This window comes from Brevundimonas sp. 357 (assembly GCF_003938605.1).
In the GTDB taxonomy this organism is placed as follows: Bacteria; Pseudomonadota; Alphaproteobacteria; order Caulobacterales; family Caulobacteraceae; genus Brevundimonas.
Map to the genome: position 1 here is coordinate 1 of NZ_RHWX01000012.1, position 18,764 is coordinate 18,764.

Below are 18,764 nucleotides of genomic sequence, written 5' to 3' on the forward strand. Positions count from 1 at the left end.
GACATAGCCAGCCTGTCACCCTGACTCGGGCCGGAAAACTCCAGCCTCGGATGCTCCAGAAAACGGGGGCGGATCATTCAAGGGCCGGACTCTAGCTCCGCGTGGAGGAAATTCTCAGGGGCACGTCAGATGGATTCTGTAAAGTCGACGCCGGACGGCTTCCCGAGCGCCCTGATCTCGCCTGCGGCTGAACGCAACAGCGCGGCCATACTGGAGGTGCTGCGCGCCCATCTGCCTGCGCGCGGCCGGGTGCTTGAGATCGCCGCCGGATCGGGCCAGCACGCCGTCGCCTTCGCAACCGCCCTGCCCGGCCTGGACTGGACGCCCAGCGATCCCAGCGCGGAGGCGCGGGCCAGCATCGAGGCGTGGCGGATGAAGGCGGGCGCGGCGAACCTGCGCCCCGCACAGGCGGTCGACATGCTGGATGACGCCAGTTGGCCGTCAGAGCCGCTGGACGCCATCGTCTGTATCAACATGATCCACATCAGCCCGTGGTCGGCGGCCCAAGGCCTGATGCGGCTGGCGGAACGGTCTCTAACGCGTCCCGGCGGCCTGCTGTATCTCTACGGCCCCTATCGCGAGGCAGAGGTTGCGCTGGCCCCGTCCAACGCCGCCTTTGACGACAGCCTGAAGGCGCGCGATCCCGCATGGGGCCTGCGCGACCGGGACGAGGTTGAAACGCTCGCCCGGTCGCACGGCCTGGCCCTGACGCTGCGACGGGCCATGCCCGCCAACAACCTGAGCCTGATCTTCCGCCGGGTTTAGATGGCGGCGACCACCGCCGTCAGTGCGGCGCGATCCTTCAACAGGGCGACCTTGCCGTCGCGGAAAGCCGCGCCCGGCGCATCCGCCGCTTCGCCGAAGATTTCAGACGCCACGGCCACGCCGTCGGCGAAGGCCAGAACCGGCAGGCCCTGCGCCTTGGCCAGGTTCACCAGCGCCTTGACCTGCACCAGGCCGGCTTCGTCCGACACGCCGCCCGGAACCACCACGCCCTGAACACGGCCGCCGCTGATGTCGTCAGCCGTCGCCGTCGCCAGAACCGTCAGCCCGCCGGACATCAGGCTGCCCTCGCCCGTCGAGATCGGGGCCAGGGAAACGCCTTCAAACCGCAGGGCGGTTTCCATGTCGCCCAGTTCGCCGAAATCCATGCCCTTGCGCATGATCAGACCGAAGCGCAGGCGGGTTGGCGTGGGGCGGTTGCCGTATTGGCGAGAACGGGGGGCGGTCGCAGACTTGCTTTGAGCGTACAAAACGTCTCCTTCGAAGGTTATCGATCAATATTCGTAGACGATTTAAAGTTATCGTCCCGCCCTGCACGCCGAAGTCCGATCAGACACGGCAAACGTCGCAATCCGAATCGATCGGAAACGGACGCATCAAAATCATCAGGGTGACTGCTGATATAGGCTTATGATGCTGAAGGTCAACTTGACGATGAAAACGTGACCTGACCCGCCACCGCAGAAAATCTGAACGCGGACGCCCAACGACGACCTTGCCTGAGGGCGCGCCCCCGCCCTACACAGCCGATCGCATCGCAGAGAGTCAGTCCGGCCATGGCCTTCACCCGCACCTACGACGGCGACGAACCCGTCCGCATCAACAAGTGGCTGGGCCAGACCGGCGTCTGTTCGCGCCGCGAGGCCGAGGGCCTGATCGCCGAGGGGCTGGTCAGCATCGACGGTGAAGTGGTGCGCGACGCGGGTCGCAAGATCGAGCCGGGCCAGACCCTGACCCTGAACGACACGGGCGAGGCGGCGCTGGCGGCGGGCGTCGCCATCCTGCTGCACAAGCCGGTCGGCTATGTCTCGGGCCAGCCCGAGCCGGGCAAGGTTCCGGCCGTACGCCTGCTGACCACGGCCAACAAGATCGGCGAGGGCGAGACGCCCGCGCGCGACGCCTCCCTGCCCCCAGTCGGGCGACTGGACGAGGATTCGCGCGGCCTGCTGATGCTGTCGTCAGACGGCGTGGTAGCCAAGGCGGTGATCGGGCCGCAGTCCGATCTGGACAAGGAATACCTAGTCCGCGTCGCCGGCGCCGTGACCGAGGCCAAGCTGACCAAACTACGCCACGGTCTGGAGCTGGACGGCCGCCAGCTGAAGCCCGCCCGCGTCACCCAGATGGAGCCCCAGCGCCTGCGTTTCATCCTGCGCGAAGGCCGCAACCGCCAGATCCGCCGCATGTGCGAACTGGTCGGGCTGGAGGTCGTCGACCTCTATCGCATCCGCATCGGCCCGGTGAAGCTGGGCGACCTGCCGGAAGGCCGCTGGCGGATGCTGACGGCCGACGAGCGCGCGGCGCTGATCAAGGGCTGACCGGCGCCGTCATGGCCGCCAGACGGCTCAGTTCGGCGACATGGGAGGCGAAGGCCGCCTTTCCGGCATTGGTGAGGCTGAGCCAGGTGCGCTGGCGGCCGCCCTGCGCCGCCTTGCGGACAGCGAGATAGCCGGCCTCCTCCAGCGTCTTCACGTGTTTCGACAGGACGGAGTCAGACACCTGAATGGCGTCGCGCACCACCGCGAACTCGGCTTCGGCGGCGGACAGGATGGCGCATATCTGCAGCCTGCCCGGCGCATGGATCACAGGATCGAAAACCGGCGGCTTCACGACAGGCTCCGCACGTCGATGCGGTACAGGCGCATCCAGACCCTCATGCCGACGACGCCCAGAACCGCCGCCGCCAAACCATTAGCGAAGGGAACCCAGGCGACGCCCTGCACCCGCCCGAACCAAATGCTGAGGCCCATCAACCCCATCAGGATCGCCGCCAGGCCAAAGGCTGCCCAGCGGGCGCGACGCGGAGCATACCCGTTCACCCACACCCCTGTGCGATCCTGCCAGACCCGCATGATCGTCACCAGAATCGCGATCGCCACCACGACGCAGGCCATGCCGATCATGGTGGAAAAGCCCTGCCCCGCCACCAGAAGCCCGCACGCCAGGGCGTAGCCGGCGTCATACCACCAGGGCCAATAGTTCATCTTCCCGAGCGCCTGTTCGCGCGTCTGGCGTATCTGCTCCAGAGCGGCCTTCGCGTCGTGCGTATCTGACATGGGACATCCCTCACTTTCCAGAACGGAAAATGACAACGACTTTCCACTCCGTCAAGTCATAACTTTCCAGATCGGAAAGTTACCTGAGCGCCTCGAACCAGCGCTGCAGCAATGCCGCTTCGGCGCGGTGGGCCTCGGTGCGGGCAGCCGCCTCCTCGTCCACGCCCCAACGCTCCTCGGTAAAGGCTTCGTCCAGACGCGACAGGTCCAGCGCCGCCTCGCCCGCCAACGCCCCGCGCTGCACCGCCAGCCCCAGCACCGCCGAGCCGAACAGTGGAACCGCCGTCGCCAGCCCGGTCAGGGCGAAGTCGTCCATCTCCAGCGCCAGCGCCTCGACCCGCGCCAGAGCCTCCGGCGCCTGCGGTCGGTGGATGATCCCCTCGACCGTGTGCAGTTCGACGCCCAGTTCGCGCGCCGCCCAGTCGCGCCACGGCCCCCATTGCGCCTGCTGGCGTTCGATCAGGCCCGACGGCGTCTCGGCCAGATAACAGAGCACGTCCGATCCAGCGTAGCGGGCGATCTCTTCGGCCACAGGCCCGCGCGTCTGGCTGACCCGGTCGATGGCGGTCGAGGCCAGACGGGTGGCGGGCATGGTCCCCGGCATCAGATGCTCGCCCTGTGCGTTCCATTCCTCCGCCACCAGCCGCGCGGCGGCCTCGGTCGGCAGGACGATGGCGTTTCCGGCGGGCGTCTTGGGCGCGCGGCCGTCCAGCAGGACGATCCAGCCGCCGTCGCGGGCCTCGGCGTCGGCGCTCTTCCAGAAGCGCTTGATACGCTCCTCGGATTCACGAAAGCCCTTCTGGGCGGCGACGTTGGGATCAAGCGAAGGAATGTGAGACATGGCGGACTTCTAGGCGAAAAGCTTGGTCGAGGCGAAACGGTCGAGCGCCGCCTCCAGATCAGGAAGATCGGCGGCGATGTGCAACGCGCCCGCAGCCGCCTGCTCCTCCACCGTATGGAAGCCCCAGCCGACGCCCAGCGGATGCACCCCCGCCGCCACGGCCATCGTGATGTCGTGGCTGGTGTCGCCGATCATGACGGTCGAGGCGATATCGGCCCCGCAGGCGGTCATGGCGGCCCGCAACATGGCCGGGTCCGGCTTGCCCGGCCCGTCCTCGGCGCAGTGGCTGGACAGGAAAAGGTCGCTCCACTCGGGCCGCGCCAGGTTGCGGGCGACGCCGCGCCGGTTCTGACCCGTCGCCAGCGACAGCCGCCAGCCGTCGCGCTTCAGCCGCCGCAGGGTCTGCATGACGCCGGGATAGAGCGGCTCCTCATGCCCCGCCTCATACATGGCGCGAAAGCTGGCCTGAAAGGCGGCGACGAAGTCCGCCAGCTCAGCGTCCGTCAGCGACGGCTCCAGCACATGCAGGGCGTGATGCAGGCTCAGGCCGACGATCTGGCGCAGCCGCTCGTAGTCAGGCTCGGGCAAGCCCAGGACGTGGGCCGCCTCGCAGGCCGCGCGATGGATGGAGGCGCGGCTGTCGACCAGCGTGCCGTCGATATCGAAAACGGCGAGCGGCCTCATCGCATCCGCCGCACGCCCTCGAAGGGATCTTCGTCAGCCTCGTCCTCGGAGAAGCCGAAATGGTTGAAGCCGGCTTTCATTTCAGGGCTGAGGGGGGCCTCGACGATCAGCTTGCCGCCGCCGGGGTGGTCCAGCTCGATGCGGCGCGCGTGAAGCTGCAACTTCAGCGGGCCGGACAGTTCGCGCGATTTGTCGTCGCCGTATTTTGGATCGCCCAGGATGGGGTGGCCGATGGCGGCCATGTGGGCGCGCAACTGGTGCGTGCGGCCGGTGAAGGGGCGCAGCGCCATCCAGGCAGCCCGGTGGGCGGCGCGGCTGATGGTGGCGAAGGCGGTCTCGGCCGGTTCGCCCTTGGGATCCTTGGGCTCGGCCGGGCGCATCATCTCGAAATCGTTGATGCCGGTCTTCTTCAGCGCCATGTCGATCTGACCGGCCGAAGGTTTGGGATTGCCGATGACGATGGCCCAATAGGTCTTCTTGGCCTGGCGGCGGGCGAAGGCGCCGGCCAGACGCTTGGCCGCCTCCGGTCCCTTGCCCAGCAGCAGCACGCCTGAGGTGTCACGGTCCAGACGGTGAACCAGACGCGGCCGGTCCATCCCCTCGCCCCAGGCTGACAACAGGCGGTCGACGTGCTTGGTCGTCTTGGTCCCGCCCTGCACGGCCAGGCCGTGCGGCTTGTTCAGGGCGATGACCATGTGGTCTTCGTACAGCACCAGCGACTTGGCGTAGGCGATGTCGCGCTCGCTCAGTTCGTGCAGGTCGCCGGGCTTGCGCGGATTGGCGTCCGGCAGCGGCGGCACGCGCACGGCGGCGCCGGCGGTCAGGCGGTCCTGCGGCTTGACGCGCGAGCCGTCGACGCGGATCTGGCCGCTGCGAGCCATCTTCTCGACCTGGATGTGGGTCAGGTGCGGCCAGCGGCGCTTGAACCAGCGATCCAGGCGGATGTCGTCTTCATCCTCGGCGACATAGAGGGTCTGGACTTCGCGGCTCATGCGCCCACTCCGGTAAACAGTTTGCGCGCGATCATCAGGCCGACGAACAGAGCGGCGATGGCGAGAACCACCGAACCCGCCGCATAAACGAAAGCCGAGACGATTTCACGGCGTTCGATCATCAGGGCCGCTTCCAGTGAAAAGGCCGAAAAGGTCGTGAAGCCGCCCAGGACGCCGACGGCGGCGAACAAGCGGATGCTCTCCTGTCCCGCGCCCGCCCTCAACGCCAGCCAGCCGACCAGCAGGCCCATCAGAAGGCCGCCCGCCACATTGGCGGTCAGGGTCGCCCACGGCCAGGCCGCGCCCGGCGCCAGGCGACCCACGGCCAGCCCGAGCCCATAGCGCGCCATCGCCCCCAGGCCGCCGCCGATCGCAACCAGCAAGAAACGTGTCATGCTGGCGGCATATACTGTTCCGACCTCATTTGCGAAGGCCGCCATGCACGACCTTGTCCTCGCCATCCTGCATCACCTGCTGTTCCTGGGCCTGATCGTCATGCTGGCGTCGGAACTGGCGCTGCTGCGGACGCCGGAACCGCCGGTGAAGCGACTGGCCGGACTGGACGCGGGCTATGGGGTCACGGCCCTGATGATCATTCTGGTCGGTGTCGGACGGGTGATGGGCGGCAAGGGCTGGGCCTTCTATGAAGCCAACCCCTTCTTCTGGGCCAAGATCGCGACTTTCGCCCTGATCGGCCTGATCTCGATCCGGCCGACGCTGGCGATCCTGAAGTGGCGCAAGGCGGCGCAGGCCGCGCCCGGCTATGTCCCGCCGCAGGCCGAGCTGACTGCGGCGCGGCGCGCGGTAGGGCTTGAGATTCTGCTGCTGGCTCCGCTGCTGGCCTTCGCGGCGGCGATGGCGCGCTGGCCGTTCTAGGCCCTACAGGCGCGGGCGGATGGCGTCCTGAACCCCGCGCGCGTCATAGGCCCCCGGGCGATCCGGGCGCTGGCCGCGCCCCATGACGATCTCCAGCGTGGTCGAGGTCGGCTGCGGCCCGCTGAGGTCGAAGCCCAGCCCGACGCCGACGCCCGATGACGACCAGCCGCCGTAACGGCCCGTGCCGGCGCCGATGGAGACGCTGGGCCGCACGCCGCCCGCGCTGTCGGGGCGTCCGTCGATCCAGCGCTGCGTCACCTCGAACCAGTCATAGCCCTGCTCGGTCGTCAGTTGAGCCGCACGGAACAGGGCCATGTCCGCCACAGGACCGGGCGCGCCGACGCCGTTGTAGCTGACGCGGAAACGGTCGCGCTCGATCTGCTGTTCGGAGTAGCCCTGCCCGTTCGGCCCCATCTGACGACCGTAGGGCGCCAGGCTGGCGCAGGCCGTAAGGGCCAGGGCCGAGGCGGCGATCGTGACGATGGCGAGGCGTTTCATGCGCGTATCTCCCACGCCCGAACAGCGCACGGGCGAGCCGGATTGTTCCGCTGTGAAGCTGAACAGGGGATGAAGCCCCTACAGCCCCGCCGCCGCACGCAGGGCCGCGAAATCCTCCGGCTCCGGCGCTTCGACCGTCACGCGGCCGCCGTCGGGATGAGGAAAGCTGAGTTTCGCCGCGTGCAGCATCAGGCGCGGCGCCGCCCGTCCGGCGAAGGTCAGGGCGCCGCCATAGCGGACATCGCCGACCAGCGGGCGACCGATGGAGGCCATATGGACCCGAAGCTGGTGCATCCGCCCCGTCTCAGGCGACAACTCGACCACCGCCCCGTCTTCACTAGAAGCCAGGGTGCGATAGCCGCTGGCGGCGCCTTGCGCGCCCGGCGCATCGAAATCCACGACGCGCATATAGCTTTCGCGGCCGATCTCTTCGCGCCGCAGGGCCGAGGTGATCCGGCCGGACCTGGGCTCCGGCGCGGCCGCGACCAGCGCCAGATAGGTCTTCTGGAACTTGCGCATCTGCATCGCCTTGCCGAAGAAACCGGCGGCGGGCTTGGTCTTGGCGGCCAGGATGACGCCCGAGGTGTCGCGGTCGAGCCGATGCACCAGTTCCGGGCGCTTGCCGTTCGACCGGGCGAAGGCCCACAGCAGGTCGTCCAGGGTGTTGGCCTGGATGCGGCCGCCCTGGCTGGACAGGCCCGACGGCTTGTTGAAGGCGATCAGATGCGCGTCTGCATGCACCACCCAGGAACGGACGGCGGCGATTTCATCTTCGGTCAGGGATACGGGCTGGCGGGTTTTCACCCGCCGAGCCTTTAGCCGAGCGCGCCCCGCTTCGCCATGCCCATCAGGCCTTGGCGATCAGCGGATCAGGCCCTTGCGGCGCGCCCAGTGGGCATAGGCGATCTGGATGACGAAGATCAGGGTGACGACCAGGGTGAAAGCCACGCCGCCCGCACCGATGACTTCACGCCCGTTGCTGAGCGCCAGCACATAGACGGCGTGCGCCAACATGGCGATCAGACCCGCGACGAAAGCGTTGAACGCCAGCTTCCGCCGAAGCAGCAGCATCAGCGCGCCCAGCAGGCCGCACCACACCGCCACGCCGAAGGCCACATCGGTCCACATCGGCGCGCCGCGCAGATAGGCCACCTGCTCCATCGTCAGCGCGCTCCAGTAGGCGGCGGCTCCCGTCACCTTCTGGTACCATTGCCAGACGCCGACGCCGTTCCAGACCACCGAGGCTGCGGCGATGGCCCACAGGTGCCACGGCGCCGCCGGACGCTTCGAAATATCGACCATCATTCTTCCCCCCAGGGCCTTGAGAACCGAAAACTACGCCGAAATAGACCGATGTAACAAGGGCTTCCGCCCGCCCCTCAGACGATCACGCCGCGTCTGCCCATCCAGGCGCAATAGGCGGTCTGAACGACCAGGACGGCGATGATGACCAGGCCGAACGCCACGCCGACCGGCCCCATGATCTCGCGCCCATCGCTCATGAAGTGGATGTAGGCCGTGTCCGCCAGCATGGCGATCAGGGCGACGGCGAACGCCATCGTCGCCTGACGCCGCCGAAACAGCAGCAGCACCGCCGCCAGCAGCCCACCCCAGAAAGCGACGCCGACCGCGACATCGGTCCATAAGGGCACGGCGCGCAGATAGGCCGCCTCGGCGGGGCTCAGACTGCTCCAATAGGCCGGATCGCCCGTCACCTGCAGCGTCCACTGCCAGACGAAAAGGGCGTTCCACAGAAAGGACAACACGCCGGCCAGCCACAGGTGCCAGGGCGTCGACATACGCCGCAGAACATCGACCATCGCCGCCTCCGCAGTTTGCTGGCTCAGCCTACGCCCGACGGGCCGCTACGACAATGAACATCGTTCACCGATCTTCCACTCTCTCCGTCATCCTCGGGTCAAGCCCGAGGATGACGGCGGTCAGCGCCTTATTCCTCGCTCACCCGCGCCCGCATCGCCGCCCAGCGCTCCAGGCGCGCCTTGACCTTCGCCTCATGCCCCTCGCCCTTGGGCTTGTAGAAGGTGCGGCGCTCCATCTCGTCGGGGAAGAAGTTCGCGCCGGAGAAACCCTCGGGCGTGTCGGGATCGTATTGATAGCCCTTGCCGTAGCCCAGCGACTTCATCAGCTTGGTCGGAGCGTTGCGGATATGGGCGGGCGGCATCAGGGAGCCGGTCTCGTGCGCCGCCTTCTTCGCCGCCTTGAAGGCTTCATAGACGCCGACCGACTTGGGCGCAGTGGCCAGATGGACCACGGCCTGAGCCAGCGCCAACTCCCCTTCCGGCGAGCCGAGGAAGTCGTAGGTGTCCTTGGCCGCGTTGGCGACCAGGATGGACAGGGGGTCGGCCTGACCGACGTCCTCGACCGCCATGCGCACGATGCGGCGCGCCAGATACAGCGGGTCTTCGCCCCCGTTCAGCATCCGCGCCAGCCAGTAGAGCGCCGCATCCGGGTCCGATCCCCGCACCGACTTATGCAGGGCCGAGATGAGGTTGTAGTGCTCTTCCCGCGACTTGTCGTAGGCGGGGGCGCGTTTCTGAAGCACGCCCGCCAGCGCCTGCACATCCAGCGGCTCCACGTCCGTCAGGTCGAACAGCACCTCGGACATGGTCAGCAGATAACGGCCGTCGCCGTCGGCTAGGGCCAGCATGGCCTGACGCGCCTCAGGCGTCAGCGGCAGGGGCTTGCCCATCAGCGCCTCGGCCCGATCCAGCAGCAGGTCCAGCGAAGCGTCGTCCAGCCGCTTCAGCACATAGACCTGCGACCGTGACAGCAGGGCGCCGTTCAGCTCGAAGCTGGGATTCTCGGTCGTGGCGCCGACCAGGGTAACGATCCCCTCCTCCACGAAGGGCAGGAAGCCGTCCTGCTGGGCGCGGTTGAAGCGGTGGATCTCGTCCACGAACAGCAGGGTCTGCTGCCCCGCCGCCCGGCGCATCCGCGCGGCCTCGAACGCCTTCTTCAGGTCTGCGACGCCCGAGAAGACGGCGCTGATCGACTGGTATTCATAGCCCGCCGCCTTGGCCAGCAGGCGGGCGATCGTCGTCTTGCCCGTGCCCGGCGGCCCCCACAGGATCATGGAGCCCAGACGCCCGGCCTCGATCATCCGGCGGATCGGCCCGCCCTCGCCCAACAGATGATCCTGACCCACCACCTGGTCCAGCGCCTGCGGGCGCAGACGGTCGGCCAGGGGCGCGTCGGGAGGATGGATGCCGGAGGCTTCGAACAAATCAGTCATGGAACGCTCTAGATAGGCGTTCGTTCGGGCGACTGCACCCGCTACAACGCCTCGTTGAGGAGGAATCGCATGACTGAAGCCAAGCCTGACCAGGGACCGCGCGGCGGGGTGACGCCCCACCTGACCATTCCCTCGCGCGGGGCCGCCGCAGCGATCGAATTCTACGCCCGCGCCTTCGGGGCCGAGGAAGTCATGCGGATGCCGGCCGAGGACGGCGAGCGCCTGTTGCACGCCCATCTGCGCATCAACGGCGGCAGCGTCATGCTGGCCGACGAATTCCCCGAATGGACCGGCGAGGCCGACATCAAGCCCGTCGGCGTCAGCCTGCATCTTCAGGTCGACGACGCCGACGAATGGTGGGGCCGCGCCCTGGTCAACGGCGCCATTCCGGTCATGCCGCTGGAGAACCAGTTCTGGGGCGACCGCTACGGCCAGCTGCGCGATCCGTTCGGCCACCTGTGGAGCATCGGGGGACCGCAGAAGGGCTGACCGCCCCTCTGCGGCGGGGGCGCCGCGCCTTAGGGCAGGCGCCCCGTCAGGCGACGGCCGTTGCGGACGATGGTCAGCTCCGAGCCGCGTTGAGCCCGGCCCAGGGCGGCGACCGTGGTGACGGCGCGGCCGTCGATCTGCACCACCAGGTCGTTGGGGCGCAGGCCGATACGGGCCGGGATGCTGTTGCGTTGCAGGCCCGTGACCACCACGCCGCTGGTGAAGGGATCTCCGCCCAAGCGATCGGCCAGCGCCGGGTTCAGCGCCACGCCCTGAAGCCCGGCCAGGGCGCCCTGCCCCACGACCGAGCCCTGCCCCGGATCGGCGTCGCCCGGCAAGGTCGAAACGCGCGCGTTCAGCGTCTGCGTCCGGCCGTCGCGCAGGACGGTCACGGCCACGGTGTCGTTCGGCGAGCGCGTGCCGACGCGGAAGTTCAGGCCGCCCTGATCGTTGACCTCGGCGCCGTCGATGGCGGTGATGACGTCGCCCTGCTCGATACCCGCGCGGGCGGCGGGGCCGCCGGCGTAGACGTCAGTAACCATCAGCCCTTGCGGCCGATCCAGCCCCAGGCTGCGGGCCATGTCGGAACTGACCGTGTCGCCCTTGACGCCCAGCCAGGCGCGTTCGACCGACTTTGCGCCGCCGACGGCGGAATCCACCACCCGCTTGACCATAGTCGCCGGCACGGCGAAGCCCACACCCGTCGAAGAGCCGGTGCGCGAGAAGATGGCTGTATTGATGCCGATCAGATCGCCGTCCATGTCGACCAGGGCGCCGCCCGAGTTACCGGGATTGATCGGCGCGTCGGTCTGGATGAAGGAGCCGGAATCGCTGATGCCCGTCTCGGTGCGGTTCAGGGCCGAGATGATGCCGTTGGTCACAGTCTGGCCGACGCCGAACGGGTTGCCGATGGCCAGGACCAGATCGCCGACCTGCTGCTGCTCCTGATCGTCGATGCGCAGAACCGGCAGATCGCCGTCCAGGTTCTCGAGCTGCAGCACCGCGATGTCGGACCGCTCATCGGCCAGCAGCACCTTGGCCGGGTATTCACGCCGGTCGTTCAGGGTGACGCGGATTTCCTGCATGTTCTGGATGACGTGGTTGTTCGTCACCACGATGCCGTCCGGGCGCACGATGACGCCCGAACCGATGGAGCCGGTCACGCGCGACTGCGGCCCGCCGCCGAACAGTTCGAAGAAAGGATCGCGCACGCGCTGGACGCCGCGCGCGGAAATATTCACCACAGCGGGCGCGGCCTCGCGCACCACGGGGGCGAAGCTGGTCTTCAACGATCCGGCGTCGCGCGGAGCGACGCGGGGCTGTTCGGCGAAGACGCCTTCCTGCGCCTTGGAGGGCTGCGGCTGGCCGCAGGCGGACAGGATCAGGGCGGCGGCGATGGCCAGTCTGGAAGTCTTCATCTCGTCCCGGTTCTACAAGCTTGGGCGTTGTATCCATTCCGCCTCGGCTTTTCGACAGGATCAAGGCCGTCTTTCAGTCCGGGGCGCGGCGGCGATCAAACGGACGTGAGCTCGTCCCGTTCCGCCCGGCGCGCGGTCAGGAAGCCGATCAGAGCACCCAGCGCCAGCACGACGGAGGCCAGATAGAAGGCCAGCCCCGGCTCGGACAGCAAGGCGTCGGCCGCAGCGGACACCGCGGGCAGCCCGTGATCCGACAACCAGGCCGCCGCCCGCCCGCCGCCCTCGCCCACCGAAACCGAATAGATCCAGCCGAAGAACAGGGGCGAGGCCACCCCGGCGATGGAGGCGACGCTCATGTTGGCGCCCTGCAGCTGGCCCTGCTCGCTCTCGCCGACACGGCGGGTCATCAGGGACTGAAGCGTCGGCATGGCCAGCCCCCACAGGGCGTTGGGGAACATGGCGACGATGAAGGCGACGCCCGTCGGCGCCCAGCCCATCAGGGCGATGCCCACCGCCCCGCCGCACAGGCCGAAGATCATGGTCGCCCGATCCCCGAACCGCTTGGACGCCGGTCCGACCAGCACGCCCTGAACGATCATGTCCAGCACCCCGACCATGGCCAGCAAGGCCCCGACCTGCCACGGCCCCCAGCCGTAGCGGAGCCCGGCGTAGAGGACGAAGACCGCCGAAAACACGTGGTGGGCGAAGTAGAGCAGGAAGTTCACGACCGCGAGGCCCGCCAGCTCGGCGTGGCGCTTCAGCAGGATCATGGCCCCGACCGGATTGGCGCGCCGCCAGCTGAAGGGCATCCGCTTCTCCAGCGGCAGACTCTCCGGCAGGATGAACAGGCCGTACAGGAAGGCCACGCCCGACAAGGCGCCCGCCACCCAGAAGGGCACGCGCGGCCCGAACTCGCCCAGGAAACCGCCCAAAACCGGCCCCAGCACGAAACCACCCGAGAAGGCGGCGCCGATCAGGCCATAGGCGCGGGCGCGTTTCTCGGGCTCGGTGATGTCGGCCATATAGGCGTAGATTGTGGTGAAGCTGGACGAGGTGACGCCCGCCACCAGCCGCCCGACCGCCAGCCACCACAGGTTCGGCGCCAGCGCCATCAACACATAGTCCGCCGCCAGCCCGGCGCAGCTGATCAGGATGACCGGGCGTCGCCCATACTGGTCCGACAGCGAGCCGATCACGGGCGAGGCCAGGAACTGCATCCCCGCCCACAGAGCCACGAACACTCCGTTCAGCAGGCCCGCGCGCGCGTTCGATCCGACGAACTCCTCGATCAGGTGCGGCAGGACCGGAATGACGATCCCCATGGCCACGATGTCCAGCACCGCAGTCACGAGGATGAAGGCGATCGCAGCGCGGCGGACCTTGGGCTGGTGCAGGGACATGAGGGCTCGCGTAGGTGGAGCGTCGTTTTAGAGGGCGCCGAGTGGCCGCGCGATCATTTTCCTCAACGCGTCACCCTCGGGAGCAGCCCGAGAGTGACCAGCGCTAGTGACCGGCTCAGCGCTGCGTCACCGCCAGCGTGTCCTCCGGTCGGCCATCCCCGCGCGGCGCCGTCACGCCCAGCAGGCGGGCCAGGAAGGGCTGCACGTCGACGCTGTCCAGGTTCTGCAGCCGCCGTCCGGCGATGACGCCGGGGCCGTGGGCGATGAAGATGGCCTGCATCTCCGGCGCGGCGTTGTCATAGCCGTGGGCGCCGCCCGGCTTGGTCACCGGACGTGCACGAGTCGCCAGCAGCCAGCCCGGCTCGGAGGCGCAGACAATGGCCGAGACGCGCGGGTTGGAGCCCAGAACCAGACGCGCCGGAATCTCGCTCTTGCGCCAGCAGTCCAGATGCGGACGCGAGCCCAGCAGCGCCTGCTCCACCTCGGCCTCGCGACCGGCGACAGGGTTCAGGAAGGTGACGGGGCCGCCGTAGACGATCTGCACCGCCTCCGGATCGATGATGTCGTCCAGCACAGTCACTCGGTCGGGCGAGGTCGCCGCCATGCCGTGATCGGACACCACGATCAGGACGGTGTTCTCATACAGACCCCGCGCCTTCAGCCCCTCAACCAGGCGGCCGACGGAGGCGTCGACAGAAGCCATGGCCTCCAGCGTCTGAGGCGCGTCCGGCCCGTGGTGGTGGCCCATGGTGTCGACGATGTCGAAATAGAGGGTGGTCAGCGCCGGGCGCTGGGCGACGGGCAGATCCAGCCAGGTCAGCACCTGATCCACACGGGCGTCGCCCGGCATCGACTGGTCGAAGGGCGTCCAGTAGCTGGGCCGCACGCCGCGGATGTCGGCCTCTGACCCCGGCCAGAACATGGTGGCCGTCTTCACGCCCTGCCGCTCGGCCGAGACCCAGATCGGCTCGCCCTGATCCCACCAGCGGCGATCGGTGACGGCCTGCTTGTTGCCCAGGGAGAAGCGGCCCAGTTCGGCATCGACCATGTTGTTGCCGACGATGCCGTGATGATCGGGATGCAGGCCCGTGACCAGGGTGTAGTGGTTGGGGAAGGTCACGCTGGGGAAGGACGGCTTCATCGGCCCCGACGCCCCCTCGGCCGCCAGTTGCGCCAGCACCGGCGTCGCGCCGCGCGCCAGATAGTCCGCACGGAAGCCGTCGATGGAGATCAGAATGACGTTCGGCGCCTGAACCGTCTCGACCGGCGGCGCAGTCGGCGTGGTGGCGCAGGCGGCGACGGCCAGCGTCAGGGCGGCGGCGCGCGCCAGCCCGAACAGACGATCAAACATGTGGGACTCCCGAAATCGACTTTCGGGAACATTGCCTAAGCTTAATCCGCGACAGACAGAAGACGGCTTGCCGGTTTTTCACCACCGGGCCACGCTGCGATTCATGACCAGCGTTATCGAAACGAACGGCCTGACCAAGACCTATGGCGCTGTGCGCGCCCTGGACGGCCTCAGTCTCAGCATACCGCGCGGGGGGGTCTATGGCGTGCTGGGGCCGAACGGCGCGGGCAAGTCGACCCTGTTCCGCATCCTGCTGGGCCTGATCCGGCCCACGGCGGGCGAGGTGCGGGTGATGGGCCAGCACACCGGCGATCCAGCCGTCACCCGACGCATGGGCTCCATGATCGAGACGCCGCGCTATCCGCCCTATCTGACCGCAAGCCAGGCGTTGCGCTGGCTGGCGCTGGCGCATGGGATGGGCGCCGAGGCTGAGACCGACCGATGGCTGGCGCGCGTCGGCCTGACCGAGGCGGCGGATCGCAAGGTGCGCGGCTTCTCGGTCGGCATGATGCAACGGCTGGGCGTCGCCGCCGCCCTGATGACCCGGCCCGATCTGGTCATCCTCGACGAACCGACCAGCGGCATGGACCCGCCCGGCATTCAGGAAATGCGCGCCCTGATCCGCAGCCTGGCCGACGACGACGGCGTCACCGTCGTTCTGGCCAGCCACCAGCTTCTGGAGGTCCAGCGCGTCTGCGACCGCGTCGCCATCCTCAACCGGGGCAAGCTGGCTGCGGAAGGCAAAGTCAGCGACCTAACCGCCTCGGGCGAGCGGCTGCGGCTGGCCGCCACGCCGCTGGCCAAGGTGATGGCGGTTCTGGGCGAGCGCGGCAGCGTTCAGGACGACGCCGTCATGGCCGCCGTGCCGCGCGCCGAGGCCCCTGCCCTGCTGCGCGCCTTGATCGAACAGGGCGTCGACATCGACGAGGCCCGCTGGGTCGGCGCCGATCTGGAAAGCGTCTTCATGACTGAAACCTCTTCCGCCGAGGGAGGCCGCCCATGATGCTGGCCGACGCCATCCGCGCCGAAACCTGGCGCCTGCTGCAGAACCGCACCGTCCTGATGTGGAGCATCCTCTTCGTGCCGATCGCGGGACTGGCGGCGAGCGTCGGCACCAATCTGTTCCTCGACAATAAAATGTCGGCGGTCAGCGATCTGCCGTCCGAGTTGCGTCTGGAGCGAGGAACCCTCGACCTCGGCCAAGCCCTGCTTGAGGCGGCCGCAAACTTGGCCAACCCCGTCGTTCTGGCCTTCCTGCTGATCGGCGCAGCGACCGTCTTCGCCACCGATTACCGCTGGGAGACCTGGCGGCTGATCACCGCGCGCAACAGCCGCCGGAATCTGATCATGGGCAAGGCGGGCGCGCTGAAGCTGATGGTCCTGCTTGGGCTGGCCCTTATGCTGGCCTCCGCCTTCATAGCCGCCGTCGCCAAGGGTGTGATCTTCGACAACCGGCTCGTCTTCCACTTCGGCGCGGAGGCGGCCAAGAGCTTCGGTCTCTTGTGCTTTCTGGCCTATGTCCGTGTGGTGCAGTTCCTGTTGTTGGCCCTGCTGGCGGCCACCGTCACGCGTTCACTGGTCGCAGCGCTCTTCATCCCCCTGGTGGTCGGCGTGGCGCAAAGCTTCCTCGCCAAGGCCAGCCTTTTCGCCGGTTGGCAACTAGGGGACTGGCCCACCATGCTGCTGTTTCCCGGCGAGGCCTATGAAGTGCTCAAGGCTCTGATCCAGGGGGGGATGACAGCCGCCATCCTACCCGCAGACGCCGCGTGGCGCGCCATCGCGGGCCTGGCGCTATGGAGCTTCGGCCCCTTCCTTCTGGCCCTGGCGTGGTTCCAGCGACAGGACCTATCGAAGGAGTAGCATCTTTCCTCCCCATGTCATGGGGAGGAGAAACCCAGCGTCTTCTCCATGAAGACATCGGCGCGGACATAAGGCGTCTCGCGCGGCGGCAGGCGTACGAAGCCGAAGCTGTCATAGAGGGCCAGCGCCGGGCCAAGCGTCGAACTGGTCTCCAGATAGAGGCGGCGCGCGCCCGCATCACGGGCCGCCGCTTCGCAGACCTCAAGCAGGCGCCGCGACAGACCCTGGCCGCGCGCGGAGGGCGAGATCGTCATCTTGGCGACCTCATAGCCGCCGTCATCCATCGCCATCAGGGCGCAGCAGCCGACGACCTGTCCCGCCTGTTCGACAAAGAAGATGCGTCCACCGGGCGCCAAAACCTGCCCCTCGGGATCGTTCAGCACCTTTCGATCCTTGGCCTCGACGGCGAAGCCGCCCTCGGCCAGCCAAGCCTCGTTCAGAGCCCGCCAAGCCTCGCGATGCTCCGGCCGATAGGCGACGATGGCGAAAGCTTCGCCGCTCATGCCGACAGCCCCCGGCAGTGATCCGCAAAACCGGCAACGAAGGCGGTCAGGCGACGGCGCGCATCCGCGTCGATCAGGCGGCCCTCGGCGTCGAAGGCGTCGCCCGCTCGCGTGACCATCAGCTTGGCCCCGAACCAGGGCGACGCACCCAGGGTGCGCAGCACCGGCAGCCAGGCCGCCTGGCTCATCAGCGTCCCGAACGGTCCGGGCGAGGCGCCCAGCACCGCCACCGGCCGCCCGCCGAACACGCGTCCGATGTCCGAACTGGGTCGGCTCAGCCAGTCGATGGCGTTCTTGAACGGGCCGGGGATCGAGTTGTTGTATTCCGGCGTGAACAGCAGCAGGCCGTCGCAACCGGCGATCAGATCCTTCAGCGCGACCACGGCTTCGGGCAGACCCTGCTCGGCCTCCAGGTCGCCGTCATAAAGAGGGATGCCGTGGATGGTCGCGGCGATCAGTTCCACGTCAGGCGGCGCCGTCTCCTGGGCCGCGCGCAGCAGGGCGCTGTTGTAGGAGGCCGCCCGCAGGCTGCCCGACAGTCCGACCAGACGCATCAGTCCTTCGTCTCCGCTAGTTCCGCCGCAACGAACGGCGTCGGCGTTTCGCCGTGAATTTGCTGTTCGGCGCAACCCTGAACCAGAAAATCCAGCAACAGTCGCACCGACGGCAACAGCCCGCGACGCGAGGGGAAGACCGCATGGACGATCCAGCGTTTCGGGCGCCAGTCGGGCAGGATGTCCACCAGCCGTCCGGCGTCCAGGTCGCGCACGACCGCCACCGTCGGCAGCAGGGCGACGCCCAGCCCCCGCACCGCGCCCTCGTGCAGCATATGCAGGTCGTCCGTGACCAGACGGGGCGCATGGCGGACTGAGGCCGTCATCCCGTCCTTGTGGTGCAGGGCCCAGACGTGGTCACGGTGCGCCGGACCGAAATCCAGACTAGGCCAGCCCGCCAGGTCGGCCGGGCCGGAAGGCGGCGCGAACCGCGCGATCAGATCGGGCGAGGCCACCAGGCGGTGCACGCTCTCGTCCAGCTTGCGCATGACCAGGTCGGTCACCTCCAGCGGCGGCTCGCGCACGCGGATGGCCAGGTCGAAGCCCTCGCCGATGACGTCGACCCGGCGGCTGGTGCTGTGCAGATGCACCTCGACCTCGGGATAAACAGTCATGAAGCGCGCGATCAGCCCGCCCATCTGATAGGTCAGCAGCCCCGGCACGCAGGCGACGCGGATCACCCCGCGCGGCTGGGCGGCGACATTGTCGATCACCGCCTGAGCGGCTTCAGCCTCGACCAGCATGGCCAGGCAGTGGCGGTAGTATTCCTGCCCGACCTCCGTGACCGAGAACTTGCGCGACGACCGCTGGATCAGGCGCGTGCCCAGCTGGTCCTCCAGAAAGGCGATACGTCGGCTGAGCTTGGACTTCTGCATGCCCAGGGCCCGCGCGGCGGGCGCGAACCCGCCGTGGTCCACCACCTGGACGAAGTAATAGAGGTCGTTGAGGTCTCTCATCGTTCTATTGATAGGACGCAGCGAGGCGATTTC

The 18,764-nt window shown here is 68.1% G+C and carries 24 protein-coding genes; 6 read left to right on the plus strand and 18 right to left on the minus strand.

Annotation, left to right across the window (positions count from 1 at the left end):
* The first annotated feature begins 129 nt into the window (after positions 1–129).
* Positions 130–765, plus strand: a complete 636-nt coding sequence (locus EGK63_RS11400; RefSeq protein ID WP_125901572.1) for a DUF938 domain-containing protein — start codon at positions 130–132, stop codon at positions 763–765.
* Here the strand turns inward: EGK63_RS11400 and EGK63_RS11405 are convergent.
* Positions 762–1,253 (minus strand): hypothetical protein, encoded by a 492-nt coding sequence (locus EGK63_RS11405; protein ID WP_243637666.1) that lies wholly within the window; start codon positions 1,251–1,253, stop codon positions 762–764. The two genes, EGK63_RS11400 and EGK63_RS11405, sit on opposite strands and share 4 nt — an antisense overlap.
* Positions 1,254–1,559: 306 nt before the next feature.
* Between EGK63_RS11405 and EGK63_RS11410 the strand changes: the two genes are divergently transcribed.
* Positions 1,560–2,318: a pseudouridine synthase gene (locus tag EGK63_RS11410; protein WP_125901573.1), complete on the plus strand. Its 759-nt coding sequence runs from the start codon at positions 1,560–1,562 to the stop codon at positions 2,316–2,318.
* Here EGK63_RS11410 and EGK63_RS11415 read toward each other — a convergent pair.
* From EGK63_RS11415 to crcB, 6 genes are all read right to left on the minus strand, one after another.
* Positions 2,308–2,610 carry a transcriptional regulator gene (locus EGK63_RS11415; RefSeq protein WP_125901574.1) on the minus strand — a complete coding sequence of 101 codons (303 nt, stop codon included), beginning with the start codon at positions 2,608–2,610 and terminating at the stop codon, positions 2,308–2,310. The genes EGK63_RS11410 and EGK63_RS11415 overlap by 11 nt on opposite strands.
* Positions 2,607–3,056: a hypothetical protein gene (locus EGK63_RS11420; RefSeq protein WP_125901575.1), complete on the minus strand. Its 450-nt coding sequence runs from the start codon at positions 3,054–3,056 to the stop codon at positions 2,607–2,609. Before EGK63_RS11420 ends, EGK63_RS11415 begins: the two co-directional genes overlap by 4 nt.
* A 79-nt stretch (positions 3,057–3,135) precedes the next feature.
* Positions 3,136–3,897, minus strand: a complete 762-nt coding sequence (locus tag EGK63_RS11425) for an ATP12 family chaperone protein (protein WP_125901576.1) — start codon at positions 3,895–3,897, stop codon at positions 3,136–3,138.
* Positions 3,898–3,906: 9 nt separating this feature from the next.
* On the minus strand, positions 3,907–4,581 hold the full coding sequence (locus EGK63_RS11430; protein ID WP_125901577.1) for an HAD-IA family hydrolase: 675 nt from the start codon (positions 4,579–4,581) through the stop codon (positions 3,907–3,909).
* The gene (locus EGK63_RS11435) at positions 4,578–5,573 is read right to left on the minus strand and encodes an RluA family pseudouridine synthase (protein ID WP_088411408.1); all 996 of its coding nucleotides are present in this window, start codon (positions 5,571–5,573) and stop codon (positions 4,578–4,580) included. Before EGK63_RS11435 ends, EGK63_RS11430 begins: the two co-directional genes overlap by 4 nt.
* Positions 5,570–5,968: a fluoride efflux transporter CrcB gene (gene crcB / locus EGK63_RS11440; protein ID WP_003164407.1), complete on the minus strand. Its 399-nt coding sequence runs from the start codon at positions 5,966–5,968 to the stop codon at positions 5,570–5,572. The genes EGK63_RS11435 and crcB overlap by 4 nt, the downstream gene beginning before the upstream one ends.
* A 43-nt stretch (positions 5,969–6,011) precedes the next feature.
* Here crcB and EGK63_RS11445 point away from each other — a divergent pair, with 43 nt between their 5' ends.
* Positions 6,012–6,449 carry a DUF2214 family protein gene (locus EGK63_RS11445; protein WP_243637667.1) on the plus strand — a complete coding sequence of 146 codons (438 nt, stop codon included), beginning with the start codon at positions 6,012–6,014 and terminating at the stop codon, positions 6,447–6,449.
* Positions 6,450–6,452: 3 nt separating this feature from the next.
* Here EGK63_RS11445 and EGK63_RS11450 read toward each other — a convergent pair whose 3' ends face one another.
* The 5 genes from EGK63_RS11450 to EGK63_RS11470 all read right to left on the minus strand — a co-directional run bounded on the left by EGK63_RS11450 (position 6,453) and on the right by EGK63_RS11470 (position 10,200).
* Entirely contained in the window at positions 6,453–6,947 is a 495-nt protein-coding gene (locus EGK63_RS11450) for a hypothetical protein (protein ID WP_125901579.1), read from the minus strand.
* 78 nt (positions 6,948–7,025) lie between these two features.
* Entirely contained in the window at positions 7,026–7,751 is a 726-nt protein-coding gene (locus EGK63_RS11455) for an RluA family pseudouridine synthase (RefSeq protein ID WP_125901580.1), read from the minus strand.
* 57 nt (positions 7,752–7,808) lie between these two features.
* On the minus strand, positions 7,809–8,252 hold the full coding sequence (locus tag EGK63_RS11460) for a hypothetical protein (protein ID WP_046653742.1): 444 nt from the start codon (positions 8,250–8,252) through the stop codon (positions 7,809–7,811).
* 74 nt (positions 8,253–8,326) lie between these two features.
* Positions 8,327–8,767 carry a hypothetical protein gene (locus EGK63_RS11465; RefSeq protein ID WP_125901581.1) on the minus strand — a complete coding sequence of 147 codons (441 nt, stop codon included), beginning with the start codon at positions 8,765–8,767 and terminating at the stop codon, positions 8,327–8,329.
* 128 nt (positions 8,768–8,895) lie between these two features.
* Positions 8,896–10,200 carry a replication-associated recombination protein A gene (locus EGK63_RS11470; RefSeq protein ID WP_125901582.1) on the minus strand — a complete coding sequence of 435 codons (1,305 nt, stop codon included), beginning with the start codon at positions 10,198–10,200 and terminating at the stop codon, positions 8,896–8,898.
* Between the two features lie 69 nt (positions 10,201–10,269).
* Here EGK63_RS11470 and EGK63_RS11475 point away from each other — a divergent pair, with 69 nt between their 5' ends.
* Entirely contained in the window at positions 10,270–10,689 is a 420-nt protein-coding gene (locus tag EGK63_RS11475) for a VOC family protein (RefSeq protein ID WP_003164400.1), read from the plus strand.
* Between the two features lie 29 nt (positions 10,690–10,718).
* Here the strand turns inward: EGK63_RS11475 and EGK63_RS11480 are convergent, their stop codons facing one another.
* The 3 genes from EGK63_RS11480 to EGK63_RS11490 form a co-directional block, all read right to left on the minus strand.
* Positions 10,719–12,107, minus strand: a complete 1,389-nt coding sequence (locus EGK63_RS11480) for a Do family serine endopeptidase (RefSeq protein ID WP_125901583.1) — start codon at positions 12,105–12,107, stop codon at positions 10,719–10,721.
* 95 nt (positions 12,108–12,202) lie between these two features.
* Positions 12,203–13,507: a TCR/Tet family MFS transporter gene (locus tag EGK63_RS11485; protein WP_125901584.1), complete on the minus strand. Its 1,305-nt coding sequence runs from the start codon at positions 13,505–13,507 to the stop codon at positions 12,203–12,205.
* Between the two features lie 115 nt (positions 13,508–13,622).
* Positions 13,623–14,858: an ectonucleotide pyrophosphatase/phosphodiesterase gene (locus tag EGK63_RS11490; RefSeq protein WP_125901585.1), complete on the minus strand. Its 1,236-nt coding sequence runs from the start codon at positions 14,856–14,858 to the stop codon at positions 13,623–13,625.
* Positions 14,859–14,961: 103 nt separating this feature from the next.
* On the opposite strand from EGK63_RS11490, the gene EGK63_RS11495 reads away from it, so the two are divergent.
* Both EGK63_RS11495 and EGK63_RS11500 read left to right on the plus strand, forming a co-directional pair.
* A complete protein-coding gene (locus tag EGK63_RS11495; RefSeq protein WP_125901586.1) occupies positions 14,962–15,861 on the plus strand; it encodes an ABC transporter ATP-binding protein in 900 nt (299 codons plus the stop codon).
* Entirely contained in the window at positions 15,858–16,718 is an 861-nt protein-coding gene (locus EGK63_RS11500; protein WP_125901587.1) for a hypothetical protein, read from the plus strand. The genes EGK63_RS11495 and EGK63_RS11500 overlap by 4 nt, the downstream gene beginning before the upstream one ends.
* Positions 16,719–16,735: 17 nt before the next feature.
* Here EGK63_RS11500 and EGK63_RS11505 read toward each other — a convergent pair whose 3' ends face one another.
* From EGK63_RS11505 to EGK63_RS11515, 3 genes are read right to left on the minus strand one after another with little or no spacing between them, the layout of a single operon-like run.
* Positions 16,736–17,221 (minus strand): GNAT family N-acetyltransferase, encoded by a 486-nt coding sequence (locus EGK63_RS11505; protein ID WP_125901588.1) that lies wholly within the window; start codon positions 17,219–17,221, stop codon positions 16,736–16,738.
* The gene (locus tag EGK63_RS11510; protein ID WP_125901589.1) at positions 17,218–17,775 is read right to left on the minus strand and encodes an NADPH-dependent FMN reductase; all 558 of its coding nucleotides are present in this window, start codon (positions 17,773–17,775) and stop codon (positions 17,218–17,220) included. Before EGK63_RS11510 ends, EGK63_RS11505 begins: the two co-directional genes overlap by 4 nt.
* Positions 17,775–18,731, minus strand: a complete 957-nt coding sequence (locus tag EGK63_RS11515) for a LysR substrate-binding domain-containing protein (RefSeq protein WP_125901590.1) — start codon at positions 18,729–18,731, stop codon at positions 17,775–17,777. The genes EGK63_RS11510 and EGK63_RS11515 overlap by 1 nt, the downstream gene beginning before the upstream one ends.
* Positions 18,732–18,764: the final 33 nt, after the last annotated feature.